Origin of the sequence: Noviherbaspirillum saxi (genome assembly GCF_003591035.1) — a bacterium.
Lineage (GTDB): Bacteria > Pseudomonadota > Gammaproteobacteria > Burkholderiales > Burkholderiaceae_D > Noviherbaspirillum > Noviherbaspirillum saxi.
Genome location: NZ_QYUO01000003.1, coordinates 680306 through 701060 on the forward strand (window position 1 = coordinate 680306; position 20755 = coordinate 701060).

Annotated in this window: 16 protein-coding genes; 10 read left to right on the plus strand and 6 right to left on the minus strand. The window is 54.7% G+C overall.

All coding sequences use genetic code 11. The features are described from left to right. Positions 1-63 precede the first annotated feature (63 nt). The 3 genes from D3871_RS26210 to D3871_RS26220 all read right to left on the minus strand — a co-directional run bounded on the left by D3871_RS26210 (position 64) and on the right by D3871_RS26220 (position 4490). Positions 64-2136 carry a hypothetical protein gene (locus D3871_RS26210; protein WP_147376910.1) on the minus strand — a complete coding sequence of 691 codons (2073 nt, stop codon included), beginning with the start codon at positions 2134-2136 and terminating at the stop codon, positions 64-66. A gap of 524 nt (positions 2137-2660) precedes the next feature. Then, positions 2661-4175: a hypothetical protein gene (locus D3871_RS26215; RefSeq protein WP_147376911.1), complete on the minus strand. Its 1515-nt coding sequence runs from the start codon at positions 4173-4175 to the stop codon at positions 2661-2663. 132 nt (positions 4176-4307) lie between these two features. Continuing rightward, positions 4308-4490: a hypothetical protein gene (locus D3871_RS26220; protein WP_119772023.1), complete on the minus strand. Its 183-nt coding sequence runs from the start codon at positions 4488-4490 to the stop codon at positions 4308-4310. Between the two features lie 67 nt (positions 4491-4557). Between D3871_RS26220 and D3871_RS26225 the strand changes: the two genes are divergently transcribed. Together D3871_RS26225 and D3871_RS26230 are read left to right on the plus strand one after the other, a co-directional pair. After that, positions 4558-4980, plus strand: a complete 423-nt coding sequence (locus D3871_RS26225; RefSeq protein WP_119772024.1) for a hypothetical protein — start codon at positions 4558-4560, stop codon at positions 4978-4980. A gap of 423 nt (positions 4981-5403) precedes the next feature. Further along, on the plus strand, positions 5404-6873 hold the full coding sequence (locus tag D3871_RS26230; protein WP_119772025.1) for a hypothetical protein: 1470 nt from the start codon (positions 5404-5406) through the stop codon (positions 6871-6873). 103 nt (positions 6874-6976) lie between these two features. On the opposite strand, the gene D3871_RS26235 is transcribed toward D3871_RS26230, so the two are convergent. Then, positions 6977-8650, minus strand: coding sequence for a hypothetical protein (locus D3871_RS26235; RefSeq protein WP_147376912.1), 1674 nt, complete (start codon positions 8648-8650; stop codon positions 6977-6979). 278 nt (positions 8651-8928) lie between these two features. Here D3871_RS26235 and D3871_RS26240 point away from each other — a divergent pair, with 278 nt between their 5' ends. The 6 genes from D3871_RS26240 (at position 8929) to D3871_RS26265 (ending at position 13809) form a co-directional block, all read left to right on the plus strand. Next, a complete protein-coding gene (locus tag D3871_RS26240) occupies positions 8929-9615 on the plus strand; it encodes a hypothetical protein (RefSeq protein WP_147376913.1) in 687 nt (228 codons plus the stop codon). 30 nt (positions 9616-9645) lie between these two features. Further along, positions 9646-10191 (plus strand): hypothetical protein, encoded by a 546-nt coding sequence (locus D3871_RS26245; protein ID WP_119772028.1) that lies wholly within the window; start codon positions 9646-9648, stop codon positions 10189-10191. Positions 10192-10303: 112 nt separating this feature from the next. Beyond that, positions 10304-10780: a hypothetical protein gene (locus tag D3871_RS26250; RefSeq protein ID WP_147376914.1), complete on the plus strand. Its 477-nt coding sequence runs from the start codon at positions 10304-10306 to the stop codon at positions 10778-10780. A gap of 4 nt (positions 10781-10784) precedes the next feature. Beyond that, positions 10785-11129: a murein L,D-transpeptidase gene (locus D3871_RS26255; protein ID WP_119772030.1), complete on the plus strand. Its 345-nt coding sequence runs from the start codon at positions 10785-10787 to the stop codon at positions 11127-11129. Between the two features lie 97 nt (positions 11130-11226). Further along, positions 11227-12114, plus strand: a complete 888-nt coding sequence (locus D3871_RS26260) for a hypothetical protein (protein WP_119772031.1) — start codon at positions 11227-11229, stop codon at positions 12112-12114. Between the two features lie 474 nt (positions 12115-12588). Continuing rightward, on the plus strand, positions 12589-13809 hold the full coding sequence (locus tag D3871_RS26265; RefSeq protein WP_119772032.1) for a YopT-type cysteine protease domain-containing protein: 1221 nt from the start codon (positions 12589-12591) through the stop codon (positions 13807-13809). A gap of 61 nt (positions 13810-13870) precedes the next feature. On the opposite strand, the gene D3871_RS26270 is transcribed toward D3871_RS26265, so the two are convergent. Then, a complete protein-coding gene (locus D3871_RS26270; protein ID WP_119772033.1) occupies positions 13871-16147 on the minus strand; it encodes a sigma 54-interacting transcriptional regulator in 2277 nt (758 codons plus the stop codon). 393 nt (positions 16148-16540) lie between these two features. Here D3871_RS26270 and D3871_RS26280 point away from each other — a divergent pair, with 393 nt between their 5' ends. Further along, complete coding sequence (locus D3871_RS26280; RefSeq protein ID WP_119772035.1) at positions 16541-17635, plus strand: type IV pilus twitching motility protein PilT; 1095 nt, start codon at positions 16541-16543, stop codon at positions 17633-17635. Positions 17636-17729: 94 nt separating this feature from the next. On the opposite strand, the gene D3871_RS26285 is transcribed toward D3871_RS26280, so the two are convergent. Further along, complete coding sequence (locus tag D3871_RS26285; RefSeq protein WP_119772036.1) at positions 17730-17918, minus strand: hypothetical protein; 189 nt, start codon at positions 17916-17918, stop codon at positions 17730-17732. Between the two features lie 696 nt (positions 17919-18614). On the opposite strand from D3871_RS26285, the gene D3871_RS26290 reads away from it, so the two are divergent. Continuing rightward, complete coding sequence (locus tag D3871_RS26290; protein ID WP_119772037.1) at positions 18615-20543, plus strand: hypothetical protein; 1929 nt, start codon at positions 18615-18617, stop codon at positions 20541-20543. Positions 20544-20755: the final 212 nt, after the last annotated feature.

Sequence of the window (20755 nt, forward strand, 5' to 3'; positions counted from 1 at the left end):
ACTACGCCCAGGTTGCCGAGTAAGTGATCTAAAGACCGCTTACTCAGTAGGGACCGAAAACGGTTACGCCGGCTGCTGCGCTTTACGCGGATTAATGTAGTTATTCTCGAGCAGGTGAGCCATGAACATGGTCAATACCAGTCCGACTTTTTCCATGTCACCAGCATTGAGATCGACTTCCTTCGACCGGTCGCCGCAAAGCGGGATGATGAAATCGGAGCCCGGACGATTGGTTGTCGCCATGGCGGCAGAGGTATTGTTCACCACCGCATCCTCGTCGGCCGCCACTTTAGCGACGGCCGGGAATGCGACCAGGTATTCCTGATTGTCGGTGTTCGTGTATCGCGTCACGACGTGTCGGTAATCCCATGTGCGGCCCGCGAACTCGCCGTCGCGAATTCTGTGGATTTTGACGCGTTCCTGCAGCATGTATGGCATCCCGGCAGCACCCCGATACTTCAGGCCTACCTCGCTCAAGGAGCTGTTCACGATCTGTTTGATCTTTTCGGGATCGTTCAGCATCGATCGCTTGATTGCACGGATGCCATCGCCTTTGCCGGTCCCGGACGGCTTGATCATGATCTCATCCGGGAAAACCTTGCCACCACTACCGTCGTCCAGGCCGTTCGTGAATACGTCCACGATATTTTCACACAACAAATCGGCGTCCGACTTGGTAAGACCGCCTTCGCCTGCCGGAACCCGCGTCACTTCCTTGAATGGGATGGTCCGGTCCATGCCGGGAACCAGCGCACCCATCGCATCGAGCTCTTCTTTCTTCTCCAGGATAAAGTTGTTCCACGCCTTCGCCATGGCAGCCTTGTCCTGGCCTTCCTTGTAGCAGGAGTTGATTACCCGGACATTCTTCATCTCTTTGTCTGGATTATTCGCGCTGACGTTGCCTGCGGTACGGTCGTTGACTATTGCGTCGACCTCCCGGCCAAACAATGTCGTTTTGCCGTCGTCATCGACTTCGATAAATTCGGAAAATTCCGAGGTGTAGCCGGGCACAGTCGTGGGACCTGGGTACTTGTCCCAGCTAAAATCTGAATTTTCCACATAGTCCTTGGCCTCCTGCACTGCCTGCTTGCAGTCGTTCCCCCATTTTTCGAAAAACACCGCAGTATCGGTGTAAAACTTTGTTTCAATGGTTTGTTTGTCGCTCTCGTATGTCTCTTTCAGTTGAGCGAGTTTGTCAGTTGGCGCTTTATTGCCTTCAGCTTCTTCGCGGGCCGCGTTGTAGTTCGTTTCGAGATCTTTCATCGCCGCCGCCTTCTCTTCCTTCGCGGGCTTGATGGCGGCTTCATATGTTTTATTTGCCGATTCGATGGCTTGGCGGTATTCAGGAGCGATCGCGTCAATCGTTAGGATATGGCTCGTCCCGGCGGCTTTAAAGACGCCATTAAACTCGTCCGCGATATACAACTTTTCGAACACCATCTTGTTATTTCCACCGGTTCCTTCACGCCCTGAGCATCCGACCAATACTAATGGAGGATGCTTTCCATTGAGCTCACGCAAGAGTTCCTTTGCCGTATCCATAAAGGTGTCAAGCATGACTTGCTGCATTTCTTTGGAAAGGTTCGTAGTGCCGGCGTATCCGGTGCCGTTGCCTTCGATCATCATGTAACACATCTGTCCATTGGCGTCGGTATACGCAAGCAGATCGAACGGCAGATACGAAAAGTCGGCATGTTTGAGTCCATCAGGAATAGGAACTGCCGAGTATTCCATCATGGCCTTGGCTAGTTCTGGGTTCTGGCCTTTGCGGATGGTCTGGCGGTCGTCAGCTTCGCCAATCAAAGATTGGGTTGCTTTCAGCATGTCGGGCGAGACGTGACGTAGCAGGCGGCGCGTTTTCTCTTCCTTTTTGAGCGGGATTCCTGACATTGGCACGTTGAATTTGACCGCCAAGTGGGTGAGGGGAGATGTTTTATTGGTGGCGCGAGAACGTCGAACCAGGTTTTTGAACTTCACAGTCGTGCGGGTTTTTTGCAGGGTGTGAGTAGGCTTCGCATGCGAAATATCGCTTGTCGTTCCCGGTACATTTGCCTTCAACGCGACGGTTGCTGATAAATGCCTCGATCCTGCTACGATGTTGCGATCGTTAGTTGAATGCGCAATCGAGTCTTGCATCGGGAGAGGGCTCGCAGGCCTGATACCATCGAATGAACTTCGTGTTGCACTGACCACTGTCATATGAAAATCCTTGCTTCTGAATATTGAGAACTACGTCGCGAACGACGCGCAAGGACAGCGACTGAAGAGCTTGCTTAACGGTACTCCACAGCACTGGCCAAATCCGATCACACGGAGAAGAGAAGGACGCGATCCATCCTCCCAAGAAACAGCCTGTGTGCGGATTTGATATATGAGTGGCAATTTCAACAGAACGAGTTCCGTGCTGTTGAAAAATGATGCTGTAGATGTTATGCGCAGCTTACTAAGTGCAGAAGCAATCGCGCGGGCGGAGCTAAGGACATTTTCTACATGTGTCAATGAAGTGAAGTAAATAGACTTCTCGTATTAAGTCCTAAGTGAGGACAAATTCGGTTGCGGTATTGAATGCATACCAGACTGACGATCATGAGGAGGTTATTTATCCCGGCGTTCTGCCTGAACATTTCTGCTTGCGCCGCGTGAGGTTAAAGTAATTTTGTTTACATGCTTAGTATGTACGCCATATCCCGCGCAACCCACGCAGCCATTTCCGCTAGCTGTGCTTCCGTCAGTCCGAGCATGCGCTCCACCTCCGGCATATCCAGCATGGGGACAACACAGTCAGCCCCGCGTATCCCCATCGCATCTTGCTGGTTGATGGAGGCGCTCACATTGTTTACTCGGCCTTGCCCCATATTCACTTTGGCGATCGTCGGTGCACAGACGAGATGGTCCTGACCATCGTTGATAACGACAAAACGTAGCTCAAAGGTCCGCCCGTGCATGGCGGTCCCCGGCGCGTTCACCACGCCAGGTTGCAACGCCTCCGCCACGGTAATCGGAAAGCCCGCGGTCAGATTGCCGAAGCAATCCGTATAACATTCATTGATCTCCCGCCACATGTCGGCCACGGTCTCGGCGATATCCGAGTCGCTCGCGCCGAGGTCGATGAAGCGAATGCCCTTGCCGTTGCCTGTGCCGCTGGGCTTGAGTACAACCGGAATACCTTGCTCGAGGAAAGCTTTTGCCTTGCCGGCGATGCCGTCAAAACCGTCCGCTTTGTCAACCTGCTCGAAGGTGATCGGCCGGCTGAGCAAGGGGAACGACGCGCCGAACCGGCTGTTGAACGCATTCGCATGACGGTAGGCGTCGCCCTTGTCCTGGCCGGATTGCCAGGTCGGGTTGAACGCCTTGAAGGATTCGAGATCGCATTTGTCGCCGTAAAGCGTGGCGAGGTTCTTGATGAGGCGGCCGTTATGAATACCGTCGACCTTGCGGCCGGTCAGCACAAGACTGCGATCGTTGTTGAGCTGAAGGGTGTCGATAAATTGCTGCGTGTAGCCGAGCACCACTGCCGGTGCGTCCTGGTCGATGGCATCCATCCCCGCAATGAGGTCTTGCAATGCATAGGTATGCACTTCACGTCCAAGCCTGCGTTCCAGCTCGCGAGCAATGACGACGGCTGTGGCGATCTTTTCATGGACCATTTTGTTGGGTCTTGGGTCTGCCTTATTTTCCATGCCGGAGACGGAAACCAGCACGAGCGGATTGTCCTCTTTGCCGAATGCCTGGGCCACGATGCGGCCGGTCGATTCCCAGATCATGGCTTGCACTTGCGGGCTGGCGCTGGTCGCGCCGATATAGCCGGTGTCGTTGTTTTCCAGAAGCTGGGCGTGCAATCGGCCGTCGACAGTGTGCGTCATGATGTCGAACGGCGCCAGGATGAAGGTAGTCGGCGCACCTTCCGGTATTGGTGTCCTTGAGGCAGCCAGCATCCTTTGGGTTGGCGCATCGTTTTGGCGAGCAGCGATTTTGCAGCGGCTGTCGTCGATGGTGTGGCCCAGCATGCCTGCCAGCGGGATGACAAATCGTTCGGGTAAATCCAGGCCTGGAACCAGGTCGGGCATCTTCGCCAGGATTTCCAGACGAGCCGCCATGGCCAGCATGTCGTTTTCGCAGGTGAACGGCGTGGATTCGTGATCGGCCGGAGCGTTGTGGAGTGCATGGCGCTTCAAGCCGGCAAGGATTCTTCCGGCTGCAAGCCGTGCTTCTTCAATGCCGCTTCGCACGCCCGCTGACGAACGATGCAAGAAACTCTTCATATTGGCAAACAAGATAGTCGATTCCCCTGGCGACGTGCATTGCTTTCAGACGTTTGCAGGATTGATGCCAAGCTGACGAGCCAGATAAACAGGCCGTGACATATCAAAAATGCGTGAAACCTCCCGGCCGTCGCGGGCGTATTTGCAAGGCTGCCGGTCCATTCCTTCGTCGCGCGCGCGCCGGAATGGATGCTCCCGCCGGTTGCCGTCAGAGATGGCTGCGGGCATGCCTATTGCCTCTGGACGTGCGTCTGCCTGGCGGTCCCGGCGACGAGGTTGTGACGAGGAGACGAAAATGATTCAAAAAATTCTCGGACTGGTCCCCGCAATCCTTTTGGGCGGGACCTTGTATGGCGGCGGCGCGGCCACCTGTGTACAGGGCGCCGCGCAAGCTGCCTCACCGGCATACGCACCGGCTTTGCCCCGGACGGATCAGCGAAACGGAAAACGTTCAACGTGCAGGGTTCGAGTTGTGTTCGTGTCGACGGCGGCGCAACTGCAGTCTGCCATCGACGATGCGTCGGCCGGTACGGTCATCTGGCTTATGGAGGGGGCATACCGCAGCCCGTTCACGGTCAATGGAAAGGATGAAAGGAAGGCGAAGGGCATTACCCTGGTTGCCGCCAATCGATCCCGCGCTGTCATTGCCGGCGCCCAGGGCGTTGCGTTCCAGCGTACATCCGATGTGGCCAGGCGCGGGCTCGGATCGAGCGATTGAATACTAGAGCAGATTGCATATCAGTGTATGGGTTCTGCCGCGTTTCCTGGGGCGATTGCGGCGTTGCCAATGCTCGACAGGGAACAGCCCTGCCTGCGCTTGGCGCCTTGCACTCATCCCCAGGAAACGCGGCAGACCGCTTCGCTACCCTCACACCGATACGCAATCTGCTCTAGCGCGGTCATATCCTCCTGCGGCCCTCGTCCTGTCGAAATGTGTAATTTAAGTGCAATTAAATCTTGATAATCGAGAACAAATGCTCTTGTTTTGACACTCAACGCGTGTGATGAGAATGAGCGCCGGCTTTTGCGGCATTTCCGAAATAAGTTGTAAGAACGCTCGAAAATTGTCCTGCCTTGAATTTGTTTTTGATTTACATAAGTTCCGTTAAAAATTTTTGCATCAGTCTTATAAGGAAATGACATGATCAGTGGAAGTGTGTCCCAGTCTCTTCAACCGTTGCCGCCTGTGACAGTGCAGCTTCTGGAACCGGATGCAGCCGGTGTCCGATCCGGCTTTTCGCTGGCCGCTTCGTCAATCGAGAGGCCGCTGTCGAGGGCCAGCATGTTGAGCATGCGCAGCTGGTCTGACGCGCAAAGCAACGTGGTGCCAAAAGTGTTTCATTGGTCATGGGCCGGCAAGCAGATTTCGGAAGATCATGTATTGAACATCGTTCAAGCCTTGATCCATAACCCGGAGATGCGCGGTGTTATTTGGACCGACAGCAAGCATTCGACCATCCGCGTTATCGAATCGCTGTGCGACGGGTTGAATGCAGAAATCTTTTTACGACGTAACGTGTCTTATCGTAAAGCGAAAGAAATTCTTGCCCTTCCCAAGCACGGACCTCTGCGAGCGAGACCGCGGCTGGAAATTCGGTCGCTTGACATGGAAGACCTCTTTTCTCCTCTTCAGGACGATCAGTCGTTTAAAGATCGCCTGGATACCGTATTCGAGTCAATCAATCAAACCGATATAGTTTGGTCTCTCAAAGCCCAAGCGGGTTCGGGCGAGTTTCGAGGAACAATAACGCCGGACATCGTGATGAGGGTTATCCTCGAAGAGAGGTCCGGCCATAGCGTTTTTGCAAACGATGCGGCCTCATCCGATGTCTCTCGTCTTCTGATTCTGGCTCTGCATCCGGGCACCTATATGGATTGCGACATCAGAACAAAAGCGGCCCTGCCGGACAACTACAGCGCAGCGCAAGGACTACGCCTTTTCTATGCGGAAGATAGCCATGGAAACACAGTCATCAGTAACAATATTCTGTCGGCGCCCGCTTATTCTCTGACGGTCGTTGAACTTATTGCTCACGCAATTTGCAATCATTTGTATCCCGATCACTTTGAGAAAGTGTTACAGGAAAAGCTGGACGATCTTATCTGCAGCGGCGCAAGCAACCTGCATCAATTTCAACATGACGAGTACAGCAAGAAAGCAGAAGAAGCAGAGGAAGCACTAAGAAATGCGGTGCAGCTTCGCGCAGGATTGCGTTTCAGGAAATCGGCAATAAGAGAACTGGACACGATGCTTGCAAAAGAAAATTCTGATTTCACGCAGTTCAAGGATATCTATCCAAAAACGCTCGACGCGTTACAACGGAAAAGGTTTGTGACGACACCGATCTACCAAGGCCTCGGTCCGCAAAATCTTCGAGCGCTCGGCACCATGCTGGCCACTGGCCCGAGCATGTATGCAAAATGCCTGATGACTATCGCTGGCGCCCCCTATTTCTATATCTACTACAACCAGGAAGACATGGGTATTCCTTTAGACTGCTTTGAACAGCCAGATGCACCGGGATCATGGGCGAAATCGCGTTCAACGTCAGTATCCACGCTACGTCGGCTCTCGTATCACGGATGTCAATCAGAGCAGAGAAAAACATAGCTCAGCCAAGCGGTATGGCGAGTAGCCGATGTCGCTGATATCGGCCTTGCCAGGATTTACTGAGCATTCATAGGCGGATGTTGCAGAGACCTTTAACCGGTGTTCACGGTCCACGCCGGGCCGCGATCATCGCCTGGCGCTTTATATAGGCATTATTGCTTTTCGCCTCCAAATTGATCGAGAGGCGGCCTTGATCGAACTGGAAAAATTTAGCGGAAACATCCTGGATCAAGATTTTCCAGCTTCCTGTTATCTTTGCAGAGTCATCCATGTTATCAAGGTACTTCGAACCCACTTGCGCTGTTTGCAGAAAAGCGAATCGGCTCGTTGAGCTCTGGTCATCCATTAAGAAATTTTTGAGTTCCGTGCAGTAAGCGCCGCATGCCTCAGGCGGCAAACTGAAGAAGATCCGATACATTTGCGAAGCAAATGCGGAAAACTCTTGTTGTGTTATTTCATTAAAACTGCGCGTTCCCTCTTGTACTTCAGAGAAAAACATCTTGGCTGAATGATGTTGTTGATACAGGGTCCATTGTGCGTGAAATTCCGGCGTTGCCAACAGATCTTGAGACGGAAGCGCATCGTTTGCAACCAGCATGTTTGCCAATTCAAATGAAGGTAATGGCTGATGTGAGGAAGCTTCGAAATCATAGTTCAATAAAAGGTAGTGCCACTCCTGGTCGCACCAGCTATTCCAGCTGCCCTCCGGCTCACCAGGCCGGGCATCGATGCGGGCATGCAGGATGGTGCTGGCGCATTCAGGCGAGATGCTGCTGGCAAATAGCGTTTGCCGCCACTCCGTCGAAGAATCCGTATCTCGCGTCGCGGCCAGAACGTCACAGAGATCAGCGTACCGATTACTGCCATAGGTATCGTCCACTTCATTCATGGTCTTGAGTGCTTTCAGGTACTCATTAAGAACATTGGCTGTCGCGCCGAACAGGGGATGAAATCCCTTGCCTGGATTCTTGAGACTACTCATGACAGCTGAATTTCCTTGGCACCATGCAAGTACGGCCTCAGACGTCAACCTTTTCATGGTTTGCTCAAGCAATTCCAGACACCCGTTGTCAGACGCATTGTCAATCGGACTTTGTCCGTTACCCGCGGCCTGGAACGGGTCCGCGCCAAGCATGAACGCACGTTCAAACCGTTCCGCCAAGGATACCGGCGGAACTGCGACGCCGGTGGAGGGATCGATTTCTGCCCATTGCGGACTTATGTCGGGCAGGTTTTCCGCCATCATATGCAAGCATGTTTTTCCTTCCGCATTCTCCTCCGTGATATCGCCGATACCGGCCTCATATACGGCGCAGGCGGCGTCAAAAGCCCGGCGTCGACCGTAGCACAGCGCAAGCGGGAGTGCTACGCCGAGTTCGTCCACGTCGTCTACACGAACGATGTTCATGAAATCCACCAGTACGTCTATCTGCTCTTCGTTCATCGTATCGCCCGTTTCACTGCGCCATTCCTGGCCGTTCGTGGCTACTTGAACATTGTCGCGGCTCCATTTCACCTCCGCGCTGGCGAGACGTTCCTGCCTGGAGCCTTGCGACGTATTCGACAATCGCGAAGATTGCCTGGAGTTGGACATGGGACGACTATCCACCAGGCTGGACGAGGCCGGGAATGCGGAAATAGGCGTCCGATGATCGACATGAACATGCTGTACGACAGCTAGACTCTCGTTGGAACGGCCGGCGTCCGACAGATGCCCAACTTGCGCCGATTCGTTTATAAATTTCCCCGATACGCAGCCCATTTTATTCTTCTCCACTTGAACGGCATGGCGACCGACTCGCCAGCCTCGGATCAATGAGTGGTCGAAAAATGTAAAAGCGTTGCATCTTTGTTGATTCCGATGGAGCGCCGGCGGAACCGTTATGCCGGACTAATGGATCAGGAATTTCTAGCTGCAGTGCGCGGTGATGATGCGCATATATCCCGGAATGCTTTTCAAAAAGCGGGAACTAAGATCACACATTTTTCACATAACGCGTGTACCTCATCTTCATTCCAACAGAATTTCACTACTGAGTATTCGTTATGATTCGCATGAAATTTTTCACGGCACTAATCATTAGTGCCGCATCTCTTTCTCAACAAATCGTCTTCGCGACGCAACCGAACGTAGTCGGCAGCGGATGGGTCGCGACCGGAGCGAACGCCGGGGGAAACTTCTCGCTCGGCTCCAATGGCAGCGCAACATCGTATGCGCAAAACCGCGAAGCCGCGACCGCGAAAGTAACGACGACGGCGGACAATACGCCTAAATACACGGTAGTGAATGCCGGGGTCATGGGTGCAACCACCACCGAAAGTTTCGGCAAAGCCTACAACCTCAGCAGCGGTTCGGGCACCGGCTCGGCGACGTCAGCCGGCATGGCGGATACCGGCGTGAACGGAAAAACAGGTATTCACGGCGTGAGCACCGGCTTCAATGGCGGGGAGGCTGGCACGCACACCAGCAACAAGGTCCAGGCCGGCGTCAATCAGGGAAGCTATGTGAGCGGCGAAACCAAAGCCGGTTTCGACACAAAGCTTCATTACGAAAAGAGCGGCGGGAAACATAGCGGGGCGACGCGCGTCTCCAGTTACGCAGATGGCTATGCCGGCGGCAAAAATCATACCGGTTCCCTCACAGGCTTGAACGCGGCCGGGATTGCCAGTATCGGTGCATCGGGCAAGTTCTTTGCGAAAGCGGGTTTGTCGACCGACATCGGTCCGGTCAAGGCGCCGTAATTCCATTTGAAGCAATCAAGGGGAGAAATCATGAAGATCAAAATCGTTTTTTGGCTTGCGGCCTTGTTGTACGTGAACGCGGCGTCCGCTGAGTGGATTACGCTACGTTCAAGCAAGGCAAGCGGCACACCGCAAGCGTCAAACTCGACATCGGCATCCAATTCAACGGCTACCGCGACCACGTCGTCGAAGGGCGGATCGGCGCTCGGTGTGGGCAGCCAAGGACAATCCTTGTCCATAGACAGCCACGCGGTCTACGAAGCCAGCCGCGCGGTGGCCTCGACGGCATTTGCGCCCGCGCTCACCAGCAGTAACGACACCTGCATGGGGTCGATCTCCATGGGCGCCAATGCGGTGTCGGTCGGCCTGAGCTTCGGCAGCACCTGGACCGACAACAACTGCCTGATGTTGAAGAACGCGCGCGAAATGTGGAACATGGGCTTCAAGGGCGCCGCGCTGGCGCGCATGTGCATGGATGATCTTAACCGGCAGGCGCTTGAGTCGACCGGAATCAATTGTTCGCATGGACGCGGTGTTTCAATCACCGAGGCGAAAAATACTGCCCGGATAGATTGAGGTGGTGCGGTTAATGTGCAACGGGAACGTCAATGCGAATACCACCATCATGCGTGCAGGCATGCGTTCCACCACCCGGCGGGACAAGAGATCACCGGCCGCAGGAGAAATCGTGAGACTGATCATTACATCCTTTTTGCTCGCTGCAGTCACGCAGGTTTGCGCGGCCGCGGACTACGCACCGATGTTTTTCGGCGAGGACTTTCAGGTCGAGCGCATGCCATTCGGATCGGGCACGCCGGCGTCCGGCTATACGATCGGATCGGAGGCGGCGGGACATGTCGTTGACGGCCTTTACCATATTCCGAATTATCTGCCCGGCCACCCGACAGCGGCTACCATCTGGCCGCGCGAGGTGCCGATCGAGTGCGAGCAGGACGCGGTGACCGGCGAACTGAAGTGCGGCGGCTATCGGGTGCATCCGGCGATCGGGCGCGGCGAGTATATCTTTATCCGACCGGTGTCCAAGGCGCAACAGACGCCAGTCGTGATCGAGCAGCGTCCCACACCGGCTTCCTGCGACTGCGTGGCCGACAGACCGGAGCCGCCAAAGCCGTTGCCGATGACACGGAAAAAGCCGCTGGGTTGACAACATGGTGGTCGTCAATCTGGCACTAGCGTCGATCTGTTTTGCCGGGAACTGCTTTCCGGCGCTGGTTGGCGATAATACTCCGGCAGGGACATTCAGTCTGTCCCATCAACAGATTCCCGATCCCGGTTATGGCGGCGACATCCTGGTCTACAAGGAAAATCGCAGGTATCTTTGGGCCATTCATCGGGTCTACACCCTCAATCCCGCGGAGCGTCGTATGGAGCGACTCAAATCCGCTCAGGCAGATGCGCGACGTTCCATCACCAATGGCTGCATCAACGTCATGCCGGACGTGTATCAGAAGCTGGTGGACTGTTGCAGCAGGGATGTGCTGGTCATTCTTTAGTTTTAGCAGGGAGACGTAGCGCGCGAGCGTTGCTGCCGGCTTGCGTTATCCACAGATCCTCATTCTTGAATAATAGTTTTTATAGCGCCGATCCGACATGACCTTGAATAGCGTGCAAGACACGAGTGTATCGCAAGCATTCTATGCCTCTCCGGAGCGGGGCGGCGGCGGTCGTCGTATAAGTTTCGCCCATGCGCCAACCAGCAAAGCGCCCGTGCAAGCCGCGCCGTTTCCCTCGTCGTCGTTGGCATGGCTGCTCAACGCGATGGATAAGGTAGTGCAGTCCGCGCCTATGGTTGTGCAGCACTACCTCGGAGTTGCCGGAAGATGTGAGCGAAAAATAAGTCGCGCAACGGATCTCGACCAGTTGTACGACGCCAATACGTTTTCAATCCTGAAGAGAACAGAAGCTGCGAAGCCATCACCCAGGACGAGCAAGACCTACACCTGGAAATCCGATACAGGCTTGCGTCTGAGCGCCCACGAAGCGTGGCGTCTGCTGGATGGCCTCGACATGGTGGATGGCGTAAAAAAGGTGCATGTCGACAAAGCCCGGGAATTTGCAAAGCACGCGCAATGGGCTAACAAAAGTATCGGGTTGGATAAGCTGGCACAGCAACTCGATTCCAGGTTATGCAGTGTTAATGTGAAACAGGGATATAAGGGCGCACTTAACGAATATTCGGGGACACTTGTAGTTACCGGGACAGATCGTGATGGCGAACGGAAGGCAATTCTGTGTCGATATGAAATGAAGCGGTCGGCGCTTCGATGGCAAGTGCATCAGAACGGTCAGCGGACACTTGGATATGTGGAATTGGGCGAAGGGTGGGAGACTCATCATTACGATGGTAAAGAAATGAAAAGGTTCGAGGAGTTCATGTCTCGTCCTGGCGATATCGCAGCGAAGTTTGACGCGAGCCGGATCATTATTCCCCTGGACGATCTGGATCTGCTCGATGCGGCACTTCGGAGAGACGGATAGCGACTGCGACCGAGCGATGCATGAAAGGGCAATGCGGCCTGAGCGGGCTTCGTTCAGTATATACGGGTAATCGGCTATTCCCCTAATGCGGTCTTCGTAACTTTCAATGCTCTAAGCGGGTGGTCAAAGCCATTCTAATAGTTTGCAGGCCCGGTTTATCGAGCTTGGTTCGGCTTCTCCCGCGGGCGGAAAAAGGGCTGGGGGCGCCTGGCATGGGAATGAGGGACCATGATAAGACCGCATGAGATATAGCGAGCTCCCTCACCCCCACCCCTCTCCCGCCTGCGGGAGAGGGGAGCCTTCTCCGTGTCAGAAAACTTTTGATAACTTGCTTAGTACACGATCGCGGAGTATCGAGAAGAGCAAGATGCAGCCGTCGTCATGACGCATGTGCTGTGCGTTCTGTTTCAACTCACATATACCATTCTCAAATAACAATCCATGAAAAACCAACTATAGAAAGCTGATTAAAAAATGAAATTAACAGACAGGCGTGAAACAGGTGTGGCGCAAACCTCCAGTTCTTGCGAGGACCGGGGTGGTGGAATAGCCGGGCTAAGCATCGCATATGCGGAATTCAGCAATGCGTCTGTTCGCGATGTCACGCCCTCGTCTCCAGTAAGGGAGCGGCTGTTCAATCTGAGTGAAAATTTGCGTTCGACGTGCGGAGATAGTAGCCATATCTGCTACTTTGCCACAGAGAGCGCGACGCCAAGCCATACGCCAATATGCTCCACCGACCTTATGCCGGAGCAAATTGCCGCTCTCAAAATTCAAGGGAAAGGCGATGAGCAAAAAAGGGAGATGCAGAGGACAAGCCAACGGTATGAAACTCTGCGCAATACTATTGCGACTTCAACCATCGCGAAAAAGGCGCGTGCCGAAAATGCAGATGAGCTCGACCATGATAATCCAGCTGCACTATTTGAAGAAGATCTTGAAAATAAAACCTCTCATGAATTAAAGAATCTATACGTTAATAACTTCAGTAGTTATACCCATCTGCAAAAGAGCGTGCTGTCAGTCCTGATAAAAAACAAAGAGGATCAGGAACACTTGGTCGGTATATTTAAACTCACTCTAGAGAATACAGAAAAACTGCAAAAACACGGTGCAACGGATATACGACTGATTCCGCAAGATTTTTACTTGACGTTGACAAATGCCGCCCAAGGCGGAGGGCGCTGTTTGCCGCTGGTACGAATGGTGGCAACAGCCGAAATGAATGGAGGATGTACCAACTTCTTCGACAATTTGTATTTTGCCGCTGCCGATCCCGAGGGGGAGAAAGCAACAATACTAAGGGAAGGACTGGCATCGCTTCATAGCAATGTAGGCGCGATACAGGCGGAATGCGATGTGGACTCTCTAAATGTAAAGGAAATTGTCAACACACTAGAGAGGCTAGGGAGTGGTGCATGTCTTTCTTTGCTCACATCGAATCATGCCATGCTTGTTGTATCTACTATGGACGCTGGAAAAAAGGCTTATATGTTTTATGATCCGAACTTTGCCAAGGCAACGTTCACGTCCTCTCAAGATCTTGAGAACTATCTCGACCATCATTTTTCCGATTTCCACACCGTCTATGGCATGGAAACCAAAAACGGCAAAAACACCTTAACGGTGAAGCAAATCGATGCGCAAAAAATGCACGCTGTAATAGAGGGCTGCGGGTTGCGCACTTTGCTTTAAATGAAAAGACCAAGCTTGCAATCGTCATCACTCCGACGGAAGTCGAGTGAGATAGTTTGCATCAAACCTTTTTCCACCCACGGACTCGCTCCTGCCCCTCCCGCACCAAATCAACAATCTCCGCCAGCGAGAAACCATCAAGCTTGTTGGGATTGTCGATCATGGTGAGCGGTTCGCCCAGTTGCAGCAGCAGGCGGTTCAACAGCAAGATGCAGAACGTGCGGCAATTCCCGTCCGGGAACGGTCGCAGGCGCTGCATTTGTTGGCACAGCCCGGCAGCTGCCCGGACCTTGTCTTGCCGACTAGCCTCCTTTGCCGACAGCGTATTGGAATAGTCATCGATCCATCGGTTCATCAATGAGGCTTGATCCGCGGGAAGCGCTTCGTCGCGTTTGAAGATCTTGTACTCGGCGCCGCCGATGCCGCGTTTGGTGTAAAAAGAAAACCGGATTGCGCTGTCGTACCCACCCTGCACGCCACGGTCTTCGATGAACTGCTGCAGTTCGCGTTCGCCATCGGCAGTGACGGTTTCACCCGGCAGCATGCCGAATTGCGCCCATGCGCCACAGACGTCGGGCAGCAACGACGATACCGCTGCTTCGCCATCGATGCTGGCGAGGGCATGCAAGCGCACAATCATCGCGAGGTCCAGACGCTTCTTGAGGTCATTGACTGCGGATAGCCATCCGCGGCCCATCTTGAATAAATAACTGGATTCGCTGTCGAACAAATGCCCGATATACGGGTTGTCATCGATACCGAGTCCTTTGGCGTGCATCAGGTCCACCTTGATCGGATCAAGGCACAGGCGCCACACGTTGCTGCGAGCCACATCGGCCAGCGCCGGCATGGACGCCAGCTTGTCGAACACCTGCTGCGTATCGACCATGCGTGGACGGAAATTTTCGAGTGCGCCGCGCGCGGTGCGCGCATAGCGATCCGCCGCCTGGCTGTTGACCATGTCCTGTAAAAAATTGCCCGTTGGGCGGCGCAGCTCGGCGCAGATATCCTGGATCGCCTCGCGTACCGTATCTATGGCGCCCGGCACCCAGTGGTCTGGGGGGCCGTCTGCGCATGGTTCATCCCCCGGTGTGGTCTTGCGTGCGTGAGATAGAGCGTCCAACAGGGCGCCGACGAACTCGTGATGCGGAAAGATCAGTTGATCGGCGCGTGCCACTTTCGTCTCGACCAACTGTTTGAAGGTGACGGTGAAGCGTTCCTTGATGCATAGCCGTAGCGGGGCCGCCAGCGTCGGCGTACATTCGGCGGACGCAGATTCTGTCGCTTCGGCGCGTAGGTTTCTTTCGTTATCGTTGCCGGGCACGACCTGCACCGGATCCATCTCGGGCGGAGTAAGGTGCGGTGTCGCAGGAAGCGGCCCGCCATCCATCCGAATACCCAAGATCCGGATGCGGTAGTACAACGTGTTGACCGACATCTGCAACTCGCGAGCGGCTTTGGCCACAGCCTGATTGTGACGGCGTAGCGTGGAAAGAATCACTTCGCGTTCGAACAGTCGTACCCGCTCGCGCAAGGATAGCGAGACGTCGTCCGTTGATTGCAGAGGTGCCGCTTCAACGGCAGGCGTACCGATGTCGCCGTTTGATTCATCTTCGACCGGCGGCAAGCCGAGCGCATAGCGTTCGGCAGCATTCTTCAATTCACGAATGTTGCCCGGCCATGGATATTCCATCAGCAGTTTCTGGATACTGCCGGCTGTCGTTGGGCGCGTGCGTCCGTGGCGCCGGCAGGCATCGGTCAGAAACTCGGTGAACAGCGGCAGAATCTTTTCCCGTGCATCGCGCAGCGAGGGCAGGCGCAACTTCACCACATTGAGCCGATAGTACAAGTCCTTGCGGAAGCTTCCCTGTTCGGCCAGCGTCAGCAGCGCAATCTTGGTTGACGCGATCACCCGGAAATCGGAGCGATAGAACCGGCTGCCGCCCAGCCGCTCCGTGCCGCGTTCCTGCAACGCGCGCAACAGCTTGGCTTGAATATTCAGCGGCATGCTGTCGATTTCATCCAGGTACAGCGTGCCCTGGTCCGCCAGCTCCAGCTTGCCCTCCTTGGGGCGTGACGCGCCGGTGAAGGCGCCGACTTCATAGCCGAACAGTTCGCTTTCGGCGATGTTTTCCGGTACCGCCGCGCAGTTGATCGCGATGAACTTGCCCTGCCGCCGGGAGCGTCGATGGATTTCGCGCGCCAGCATGTCTTTGCCGGTACCGGTCTCGCCTTCGATCAGGACGTCGACGGACAGCGGTGCGATTTCCTCCGCAAGAAAGCTTGGCGCATCCGGCGTTTCGTCGGCCAGGAAAGGTGTTGTCAAAGGAGCATTCATGGTTTGTCGTTTGAATTCATGCGGTCACAACATGCTGCGACATGCGCATTGCACGTCGCGTGCCAGATCGGAGTTAAGTGGACATGGCTTGTTCTGCGCCGACCAACGGCGCCCGGCGGAATCGATGCTTCCAAATCTGAAAGAATGAGGCCGCAAGGATCTTGCGCGACTGCCGGGGCACGCCAGCCGTTTGCTATCGTAATCATGGTCCGACTCCGGTTGCGCCTGCCGGCGAACCAAACGGCGCGCCCATCCACTAAAAGTCCGGCGCGTCCGCACACACACCTGGAACGGGGTTTGCTTGCAGACCTTGTCGGAGACATTGCAGGCGAGCGCATGGGCGCCACGCTTGCCCAGGACCTTACAAAGATTTGACCACAACAGCTTATCCATATGAATAACGACTTTTCCTTATCCCGCGACCTGGTTCAAGAGATCATTGGCTTGATCGGCTCCGACCAGGTGTTTACCGACATTCATATCGAGCAGGACGCGCCGATGATGATCAAGACGCCGCGCGGCTGGCAGGAAGTCGGCGGCGAGCCGGTACTGATGGAAGAAATGACGCCGGTACTGGATTCGATCGACAGGGAGTGGGCGGCCAAGCTGCCCGGCGGCGCGATCGACCGGCCATTTGTGCTGACGCGCTGCCGGTTGCGCTGCAACGCCTTTCTCGCGTCCGGCGGCACCAAGGTCGTTATCTCGATCCGCCGCTTGCCACTGCATCCGATACCGCTGGAGCGCACCGGTTTGCCACAGTATGTGAAGACCATGCTTGAAGCGACCAAGGGGGTTATCTTCGTCACCGGTCCGACTGGCGCCGGCAAGACCACCACGCTGGCATCGATGCTGGACCACATCAACAGCACGCGTACCGGCCATATCGTCACCATCGAGCAGCCGATCGAGTATCAGCTCATGCGCAAAAAATCCATCGTCTCGCAAAAGGAAGTGGTGACCGACACACCGAGCTTTTCGTCCGGCTTGCGCGAAGCCATGCGACAGAACCCGGATGTCATCATGGTCGGCGAAATCCGCGACCAGGAGACCGCGGAAACGGTATTGCACGCGGGCGAATCGGGACACCTGGTACTGGCGACCATGCATACCAACAGCGCGGTCAACGCGATTACCAAGCTCTTGTCTTTCTTTCCGCACCATCAGCAGGAGCAGCGGGCGATCGCACTCGCCAATTCGATGATCGGTGTAATTTGCCAGGGGCTGGTGCCGACCGAAAACGGCGACGCCTTTGTGCTGGCGAGCGAACTGCTGTTCAATAACAACCAGCAGATCGCCAAATTCATCGCCGACCCCGCCAAGCTGCCGCTGCTCGCGGATTTCATGAAACGGCGCGAGGACAATATGTCGCGTTGCCTCAATGAAGACCTCGCGCAGCTTGTCGGCCGCAAGCTGATCAGCCCGAAAGATGCGATGCGGGTGGCGTACAACCGGATTGAACTGCATGAAATGATCAGCAGCAAGCGGTGAAAGAGTGGAAGGCGGCGCGGTCACCAAGTCTTAGTGGTGCTTGGGACCGCCCCGGTTCCAAGGGTACTGGGCGATTGCGCGGCCCATATCTCGGTCAGACCTCGGCAGGACGCAGCCAGCCAGTCACTTCTCGCATCGCCTGGTGCATCAAATCTTCATCGCGCATAATACTAATGTCTACCACCTGGTGGTTATCATTGTCTGGATAGCTTTTACTGTCGAGCTCTGGTAGCCACGTCCCGCTTTTCGTCAGTTCGACGGACTGCGGAAGAAATTCTTCCAATACGGCATCCAGATCAAGTGCATGGTCACTGAATGGCGCGGCAAGTCTCCTTTCGAAACTGTTCCCGGACCGGGTCGACGCGTAAATTGGTCAGGGCCTGATATCTGGCGGTTTTGAGGCAAAGCCATGTCACGGTTTGGGGCGGAGATCGGATTCATTATTCAGGTACGAGTGTCGGCGCGCCGGATTCGCGGTGGCGGGCGGCAATGTTGAATGGTCATCGGTGAGTGGCATTAATCCATGTCCGGTTCCCCGCATGGCCAAGGCCATGTCATTGCCGATACACTCATGCCTCATTTACGTACAACACCTCGATTCTCCCGATGCAGATGTTTTCGATGAGCGATCCCCAGAAGGCGAAGTTTCTGCAAGTCCTGATCGATCGACATCGTGACCGAAGGATGTTTCCTTACGGCTCATTCCATCTTTGCCTTCACCCTGATACCGCCGCCGCACGATTGTTTATTTTTTCGGGAACCGGATTATGCGTATGGCTACTTAACGCGTATAGACACTGGGCGTAGTACCGTGATCGCGTGATCGCCGCGTGTGAACCCGAGCGCAGTGAGTCTATTGCATGCGCCCGGACGCTGTAAGGAGATCTCACGTCGGCGCTGTGATGGCTGGTAGATTGCTGTGCTCAAAGACGTTCCGCGTGAGAGCTCGTTTTTGAAAATCGAATAGGGAGATGATCAAGTGATTGACGGATCGAATAGCTATAACCTGGAAAACCTCAACTTGACCTGGTTGGATACAACGACCTTTCCTAATCCCGGTAGCGAGGGGAGCACTCCGCCCAATCTCACGATCACGAAGAATATAGTGATCTTTCAAGATAATGCCCCCGCCCCACCTGCCCTGGGGACCCACATACCGCCTAAACCAGCTCCGAATTCGACGCACCCGGACCGGTCTTTTCTGTTTGGCGACGGCAAGTACGGCGTGTTTCGATGGGACGAGAAAAAAAATGCTTATGTCCTTATCGGCACCAAGGGCAGCCCGAATGGCCCGGTCACGGAATTGGACCTTGCAAAGTTCAACGAATACAACGCCAATGTGGGCGTGAAAGCGCCCACCGTCCCCGAGGCGCACCCGAGTTGGGAAGATGACCTCATCGTGATCGATGCCGATGGCGACGGGCCGATATGGCGTCTTGCCGAAGATGGCAACATGGTTCACGTCGGCAATCGCGTCAATGGCGAGAATGTGTACTTCGACCGTTCGACGTATTCGAGTGTCAAGGCGTATAACGATGCGAACGGAGTTGCATATGAACCAGAGGGCACGTCAACCGAGGTTCCGCAACAGCCGGATTCGGAACATCCCGATATTTGGGTTCCTCCGGATGGAGTGGACAGCACCCTCTTTCGATATGATCCGAAGGTCAAAGCGTATATGAAAGCCGGGACGGTCAAAGCTCAACAGATCGCCTTGTCCCCTCTCAGTACTTACGTCGCAGACAACAAGGGGCGTTCCCATAATCCGGCCCCCATTCCGGAGCGGCATCCGGATTATAAGGACGACTGGATCGACAGCGACGCGAGCGGAGACGGACCGATTTACCGCATGACCAAGGCAGGAAAGGTTATCCAGATCGGGGTGCGTAAAGCAGGGGAGGACACTTACTTCAGTAAAGAGACGGTTAATCTTTTGGCCGCCAATAATCCAAAAGGCGGACCGACACCGCCTCTGGAAGATATCGCCATGCTCAATGCGACGCAGATCAAGCAGCTGACCGGACTTCCCCCGACAGAGGGTAGCTCTGAGTATCCGGATAAGGAAATTAAACTCCCCGACGGCAAGATTGGTGTAATGCGTTGGGAGGCGAACGTGGAACGGTATGTACTCGTCGGTACGCGGGAAACGAGCAATGGGACCATTGACTATCTGCCACCAGAGCAATATCGTGAATTCAACAATGGCCCGGTGCCGGCCTATTCACACAAGGACACTCCGGAAGCGTCGGATTACGATGATCCCGCAACAGGCACGATCTGGCGGTGGGATCCGAAACTGGGGCGGGAGGTGCAGGTTGGCACCATGGATTACAGCAAGAACCCGCCTGTGGCTACCTACTTCTCCGAGGAAGAGAATACGGGGCCGACCGCGTTCGAGAACGATATTACCCAATCGGTGATCGATAAATATAACAAGAGTAAAGGTAAGATTCCGGATGGTGTAGGTAGAGAGCGGGCTACGATGTGGCAGTGGCCACGCTACAACAATGTCGACTTCCCCGATGTTTGGGCAGCGGATACGAACGGCCAATTTTATCTCTGGAGATACCATCCTGACCTCAAACGATACGTCGCGATTAATGACGCCGATAATACGGAGTATAAGGACTACAAGTGGTATATCGAGACGAACAAGGTACCCGGTGGCGTTAGTAAAGATCCGTCATCCAGCGGAGACTATTCGCACATTCCAGCTCCAAAGCAAGACGGTTATGACGATCGTGAGTACAAAGACGCTGACGGCATAATTTGGCTCCAGCGCTATGTTCCTGACTGGGTTGGTACTGTTGACAATGGTAGATGGATGTACATCGCTAAAAAAGATAGTCCGGACAAACCGTGGACTTATCTTACTAAATCGGAATATGAAGAGCAAAACAGTCCTTAATAGGTCCGATCCACAGGCTGCGGCATGGGTAATCAATTTACCTGCCGCAGTCGATAATCATATCGATTCGGCTGCGGCTACGTGGCCCGTACGAGCACCAGGAGAGGGACTGGCGGTATGGCGCAGACTCGCCACGGTGATGTCGTTACAGTTCGCAGTCGATATTCAGTGGTTGCCGTCATCCGGTTAGAGGGCGGGCAATTCTCGTCCCA